Source organism: Methanomethylovorans sp. (assembly GCF_050177135.1).
In the GTDB taxonomy this organism is placed as follows: Archaea; Halobacteriota; Methanosarcinia; order Methanosarcinales; family Methanosarcinaceae; genus Methanomethylovorans.
Genome location: NZ_JBFXHJ010000127.1, coordinates 1 through 6,332, shown reverse-complemented (window position 1 = coordinate 6,332; position 6,332 = coordinate 1). Strand labels below are relative to the sequence as shown.

Annotated in this window: 6 protein-coding genes; 2 read left to right on the top strand and 4 right to left on the bottom strand. The window is 43.7% G+C overall.

The features are described from left to right. Both AB7U21_RS09525 and AB7U21_RS09520 read left to right on the top strand, forming a co-directional pair. The coding region (locus tag AB7U21_RS09525; protein WP_428388600.1) for a matrixin family metalloprotease at positions 1–177 on the top strand (177 nt) is incomplete at its 5' end. 9 nt (positions 178–186) lie between these two features. After that, positions 187–927, top strand: a complete 741-nt coding sequence (locus tag AB7U21_RS09520; RefSeq protein ID WP_428388596.1) for a hypothetical protein — start codon at positions 187–189, stop codon at positions 925–927. A gap of 88 nt (positions 928–1,015) precedes the next feature. On the opposite strand, the gene AB7U21_RS09515 is transcribed toward AB7U21_RS09520, so the two are convergent. The 4 genes from AB7U21_RS09515 to AB7U21_RS09500 all read right to left on the bottom strand — a co-directional run bounded on the left by AB7U21_RS09515 (position 1,016) and on the right by AB7U21_RS09500 (position 5,948). Further along, a complete protein-coding gene (locus tag AB7U21_RS09515; protein ID WP_428388598.1) occupies positions 1,016–2,815 on the bottom strand; it encodes a YgiQ family radical SAM protein in 1,800 nt (599 codons plus the stop codon). A 53-nt stretch (positions 2,816–2,868) separates the two neighbouring features. Beyond that, the gene (locus AB7U21_RS09510; protein WP_333788353.1) at positions 2,869–3,513 is read right to left on the bottom strand and encodes an MBL fold metallo-hydrolase; all 645 of its coding nucleotides are present in this window, start codon (positions 3,511–3,513) and stop codon (positions 2,869–2,871) included. Between the two features lie 31 nt (positions 3,514–3,544). Then, positions 3,545–4,303 carry a TatD family hydrolase gene (locus AB7U21_RS09505; protein ID WP_428388594.1) on the bottom strand — a complete coding sequence of 253 codons (759 nt, stop codon included), beginning with the start codon at positions 4,301–4,303 and terminating at the stop codon, positions 3,545–3,547. Positions 4,304–4,436: 133 nt separating this feature from the next. Then, positions 4,437–5,948: a 2-isopropylmalate synthase gene (locus tag AB7U21_RS09500; RefSeq protein WP_333788351.1), complete on the bottom strand. Its 1,512-nt coding sequence runs from the start codon at positions 5,946–5,948 to the stop codon at positions 4,437–4,439. Positions 5,949–6,332 lie beyond the last annotated feature (384 nt).

Here is a 6,332-nt window from a genome sequence, read left to right as displayed (position 1 = left end):
TCAGGCAAATATGATGTTCAAAGTGTATTGGCTCATGAGTTTGGACATGGTGTGGGTTTGGGTCATTCAACTGTTACTTCAGCTACCATGTTTAAAAATATTAATTCAGGTACTGTAGACAAAAGAAGCCTTGAACAAGATGACAAAAATGGGATCATTGCAATATACGGGATATAAGGTGGTAGAATGATTGATAGAACAACAAAATATGGATTACTGAGTATTGGATTGCTATCAGTGTTAATTGCAGGTATAGTCTTATCAGGGTATCCAACACAACATTTGCAAAATGGCTCTTCAGAAAAAAACGTGCAACAAGTATCTGTTCAAGTAAGTGATGACAATCTGGAGCAACATGTGGAAGGCAACAATGAAGAAGTAAACTCCCCAAGAATAATAATTCCAATCAGTGGAACGCTTGCATATCTCAATTTTACTGAGCTAAATCAGCGATCTGAATTGATTGTTATTGGCACAGTAAAGGAGATCCTACCTGCAAAGTGGAACACCCCAGATGGAAAAAGGCAAAACGATTCAATTGATAATATTGGTGGAAATGCTACCATGTACACTGATATCGTCATAACTGTGGACAAGTATCTTAAGAACCCCCTTAACCAAAAGGAGGTCAGAGTTCGTATTGAAGGAGGAGAAGATGAAGTTGTAGGTATAGCTGTCGATTATGAACCCTCTTTTAAAGAAGGTGAAAAAGTTTTACTATACCTTCGGGAGGATACATATCCCTTATTTAATAAAATCGGCCCAAAGCACTATCTTGTAAGTGGATATTATTTAGGCAAATTCACTTTAACCGATGATGGACTGGCTGTAAGGGAATATGAGTATGTGGAGCAGAAAGAATTGCTGGATTCAATTGAAAAAGGGTATGAACCGGAAATAAAGAGTTTTGAAGAGGTTAAGGAATAACCTTTTCTCTTTCTTTCATTTGTTTACCATTAGGCTTAATAAATCATGTGTTTACCATTAGGCTTAATAAATCATGTTTAAAACCTTGTTACCTTTCTTTTCCTCTTGGTGGCCTTCTGATAAGGCAGTTCCAGCTATTGCCTACCAGGTCAAGTCGGTCTGCGCGTTTGAGCCCTTCGTAGACAAGCATTTGATTCTGAGGGTCCTTATACCGTAAAAAAGCTCTCTGTATCATTTTATCTTTTCTGGAAGTTGCAACATAGATGTTCTTGCCTGTGAAGGGATCAATTCCCGTATGGAACATGCATGTGGCAGCAGTCATGGGTGTGGGTGTGAAATCCTGCACTTGTTCTGTGTATCTTCCGGTGTCTCTGATGTATTCTGCTGTTTCGATCATGCTGTTAAGGGTGCATCCTGGATGGCCAGACATCAAAAATGCTACAAGGTACTGGTCTTTGCCCACTTTCCTGTTGATCTCCTTGTACTTTTGCTCGAATTTTTCAAATACTTCCCTGCGGGGTTTTTTCATGGCATCGGTGACTGCGTTGCAGTAATGCTCTGGTGCTACCTTCAGCTGTCCGCTGACGTGGTGGGCACACAGTTCTTCCATATACTTTTCGTCAAGGAGTGCCAGATCGTAACGTACGCCATAACCAACGAAAACCTTTGATATGCCTGGTATTTCCCGCAGTCTTCTCATCAGTTCTATCAGTTTCTTATGGCTTGTGTCAAGTGAGGGGCAAACCTGTGGATGAATACATAATTTGTCCGTACATGTCCCTTTCTTTTCCCACTTTTCACATTTCATTCCATACATGTTCGCAGAAGGGCCACCAAGACCATTGATAACACCTTTGAATCCCTTGATCTTCTTCAGCCCTTCAGCTTCTCTCAGGATCGATCCAATACTGCGGCTTGAGATGGTTCTTCCCTGATGCAGGACGATGGCGCAGAAAGAGCAGGAACCAAAACATCCTCTGTGGGTGGTGATGGAGGACCTGGCCATGTCAAGGGCAGGTATGGGTTCTTTGTACGAGGGGTGTGCGCTCCTTGTATATGGCAGCTCATACACATGGTCCAATTCCTTTTCATTAAGAGGACGCATGGGTTTGTTCTGTATGATCACTGTTTTCGGATGGGCCTGTACTATCCCTCTTCCCCTTACGGGGTCCTGCTCATCGAATGTAAGCTTGAACGCTTTGGAATAGAGCACTTTGTCATTTAAGACTTCGGTGTAGGAAGGTATCTCGATATTGTTCCTGAGCATTTCCTCTTTTTTTTCCTTCCATATTTTGACTTCCAATTTCCAGACAGTGCCGTCAATGTCAGTTATGTCTTTTACCGGTACGCCTTTATCCAATCTTTCTGCTATCCGAAGTATCTGCAATTCTCCCATGCCATAGACCAGGAGGTCGGCAGGTGTGTCTGCCAGAATAGACTGGCGCACTTTGTCCGACCAATAGTCGTATTGAGCAAAACGGCGCAAAGAAGCTTCTATGCCACCTATCACCAGAGGTACATCAGGATATGCTTCACGCAACCTGTTGGAATAGACAATGGTTGCTCTGTTCGGTCTCATTCCGGGTTTATTGCCAGGGGAATATGCATCTTCATGGCGTAACCTCTGGGAAGGCGTATAGTTGCTCACCATTGAGTCTGTATTTCCTCCACTAACGGCGAAGAACAGGCGTGGCTTTCCTAATCTTTTAAAGTCTTCTACACTATCCCATTTAGGTTGCGCAATAATGCCTACTCTGTATCCGGCATCTTCAAGGACCCTGCCGATGATGGCTGTTCCAAATCCTGGATGGTCTACGTAGGCATCCCCGGTCACAATGATCACATCAAGTTCTTCCCAGCCTCTTTGCTTTGCCTCCTTAAGGTCCATCGGGAGGAACTGTGAAACAAAAGAAGTTTGTTCTTTCTTTTTTGATGTCATGATCAGATGATCTTGAATATACTTTTAGCCATGCGGTATGATAGTTCTATCTGGCGTTTCACGTTTTCAGAAGTAGGCTCTCCATGTCCTGGGTACATCGTTCGTACATCCAGCTGTGTAAGTCTTTGTATAGATCCACTTATCTTTGAGGAGTTACCACCTATGAAATCCGTACGTCCTATACTACCTTGAGGGAATACCGTATCTCCTGAGAACAATGACTTTGATACTGGTTCATAAAGGCATATGCCTCCGGGTGTGTGCCCAGGTGTATGTATAATTTGCAGATGTTCTCCATTTCCGATGGGTATGCTTTCTCCTTCATCCAGCAGGACATCAGGCTTAAAAGAAGGTGCCCTGCTATCAAAGGCCGCAGCTGCGCTGGCTTCATCGTGATGTAACAATTCTACATCATCCTTGTGGATAGCTATAAGTGCCCCGCTTTTTCTGGCAATGGCCTCTGCAGCTGCAGTGTGGTCATAGTGGCAATGAGTAAGAATGATGAGTTCAAGATCGTTGATATCGATGCTTTTTTCGATCTCTGCTATCAAGGCATCCGCGTTGATGCCTGTGTCTATCAGCACTTTGCCATTGATAAGATACGAATTTGCATCATAGTAACCAGTATGGAATTTCTTTACGTTCATGTTCCTTATCCCTGTTCCCTATATATGGTCCTTAGAGGCCGAAAACCCTTATAGTGTTTTTCCTGGTGATATCTGCTATATCTTTTTCTTCTATTCCTTTGAGCTTTGAGATCCACGGAATGGAATCAAGAACGAATGCAGGTTCATTCCTGCCTTTGCGAGGGGAAAGATATGGACTATCCGTCTCAAGAAGCATGTGCTCCAATGGCACTTCCTTTGCTATTTCCTGGTGATGTTCCGAAAAACATGCCAAAGTGGGAACTGATATAAAATGTCCGGCATCTACTATATTTCTCATGGTTTTGAGACTCCCGCCATAGCAGTGAAATATCACTTTGTCGAGGTGTCCTGACAATCCCAGTGCAACATCTTCTGCTTCTCTGCCGTGTATCACAAGTGGCTTGTTGTATCTTTCTGCAAGTTCTATGACCTGTTTGAAAACTTCTATCTGTCTATTTCTTTCAGCGTTTGAGGTGAAGTAATGATAATCAAGCCCTGCTTCCCCTATTCCAACTATGTATGTGACGTGATCTTCTATAAAACTTAACATGCTTTTTACTTGTTCATTAGTAGCTTCCGGTGATAAATGGGGGCTGAACCCCAGAGTTGCATGGATATGGTCGTATTTATGTGCAAGCTCAAGGGTTGAGATATTGGTCTTTGGATCAACTCCGGAATTTATCATTTGCTCTACGCCAGCATCAAGGGCACGTTGTATGGTTGCCTCTCTATCCTTATTGAATTTTGGAAAATCAAGATGGCAGTGTGAATCTATAACTTGGAAATCCATGGTTATTTCTATTGGTTGCTGAAATCATAAAGGGAACGATTCAGAAGATCTGTATGCAATGCAATTAACCACAGGTCTATAAAGAAAAAGAACTCCAGGCATTGTTGCCTGGTAATTCAATAATCAATAGGTTTCACTGCATATTCCATAGTTTTTTCTTGTCAAGCAGGATATTTATGGCTGTTACAAGTGCGTCCACTGATGCTGTCACAATATCAGTGCTTGCAGCGTGGGCTGTTACCATGCGTCCATCTTCGTCCTCTACACCTATAGTGACTTCGGCAAGAGCATCAGCACCTCCAGTGATGGCTTCAATGCGGAAGTCCCGTATCTTGACCTTTGTGTATCCGGCGATCATTTGCTGTACTGCCTTAACGGCTGCATCAACCGGTCCGGTACCAATGTTGGATGCAACTGCTTCCTCATCACCAATAATGGCTCTGACCACTGCAGTTGGTGTTGTGAGGTTGCTTGTCATTACTGAAAGTTCCTTGAGTTTTATGGTCTCGCTGCCAAGGTTCCTTCCCAGTACATCTGATGCAACGGCATGCAGATCAGCATCACATATCCTTTTTCCTTTGTCTGCGATAGCCTTTATCCTTCTGACTATCTCGTCCAGCTGCTCTTCAGTGGTCTGGATGCCGGCATCTTCCAGTGATTTCTGAACAGCGTGCTTACCTGCATGCTTACCCAGCACGATACGTCTTTTGTGGCCTACCATCTCTGGCGTCATGATGCCGGGTTCGAATGTATCTGCCTTGGTAAGCACTCCGTGGGTGTGGATGCCAGACTCATGAGCAAAGGCATTCTCGCCAACAATAGGCGTGTTCGGGGGTATGTGTATGCCTGTATATTTCTCGACCATTTTAGACGTTTCAAGCAGGTATTCTGTATTAATGTTCGTCTTTGCACCATAGATCGATTGCAGGCACATGACCACTTCAGCAAGATTGGCGTTACCGGCTCTTTCTCCAATGCCATTTACAGTTACTTGTACCTGGCTTGCTCCAGCCTCAACTGCCATAAGGCTGTTAGCCACTGCTATTCCAAAGTCATTATGGCAATGTACGTCTATGGGAATCTTTACTTCCTTACTGACTGTACCTACCAGCTGGTACATACGGGAAGGAGACATTATTCCCACGGTATCGGGCACGTTGATGATGTCGCACCCTGCTCCCTCTACTGATTTATATACCTGTGTGAGGTAATCAATATCAGTACGCGTGGCATCCATGGCCGAGAACATACATTTCACACCATGGTCCTTTATGTACTGAACTGCATCCACAGCCATTGTAAGAACTTCTTCTTTGCTCTTCTTTATTGTGTGGATCCTCTGTATGTCAGACGTGGACACAAATGTATGTATCATGTTCACATCCGTGTCCAGGCACGCGTCCAGGTCTTTTGTCAGCACTCTTGCAAGACCACACACGTCCAGTCCAAGGCCTTCGTTGGCGATAGCTTTTACAGACTGTTTATCTCCATCAGAGGAAATAGGGAATCCGGCTTCAAGGACATCTATCCCAAGCTTGTCCAGTTGCCTTGCGATTTTCAGCTTCTGGTCATTTGTCAGGGATACCCCGGGTGTCTGTTCGCCATCGCGCAGTGTGGTATCGAAAATAGTTATTTTCTTGTTCAACAGCGGTTCTGTGTTATAAAAAACGATCCCTCAGTTGCACTTCTGCGCTCATAGTAATCATAAAGTTGTGTCAACTTATTATATTTAAATGTTTCTTTTGCTCTTACTATCTCCATTAATTTTTTACATATTTCACTCAGCTGGCCCACAACATTTTTATAGTAAGGTGAACTTGTAGGGGTGCTCGCAAGGGGCGTTGCAGCGCGGAAACGCAATGCAGCTCGCTTGAGAGGTAATAACATTAAGTTATCATCGATTAATGTCCGTTTTGTTGTGTTCGTGCCTTGTTTCGCAAGGTATATATACGAAGACGGTCATTAAGGTGATTCCCGCACAACAACTGTTGTGCGTGACAATCACCGCCTTATCGTAAGTGGAGACAGG

Excerpts from the sequence above, each read along its gene's own strand:
- AB7U21_RS09520 (WP_428388596.1), top strand. The coding sequence starts at position 187 with ATGATTGATAGAACAACAAAATATGGATTACTGAGTATTGGATTGCTA.
- AB7U21_RS09515 (WP_428388598.1), bottom strand. The coding sequence starts at position 2,815 with ATGGACCTTAAGGAGGCAAAGCAAAGAGGCTGGGAAGAACTTGATGTG.
- AB7U21_RS09510 (WP_333788353.1), bottom strand. The coding sequence starts at position 3,513 with ATGAACGTAAAGAAATTCCATACTGGTTACTATGATGCAAATTCGTAT.
- AB7U21_RS09505 (WP_428388594.1), bottom strand. The coding sequence starts at position 4,303 with ATGGATTTCCAAGTTATAGATTCACACTGCCATCTTGATTTTCCAAAA.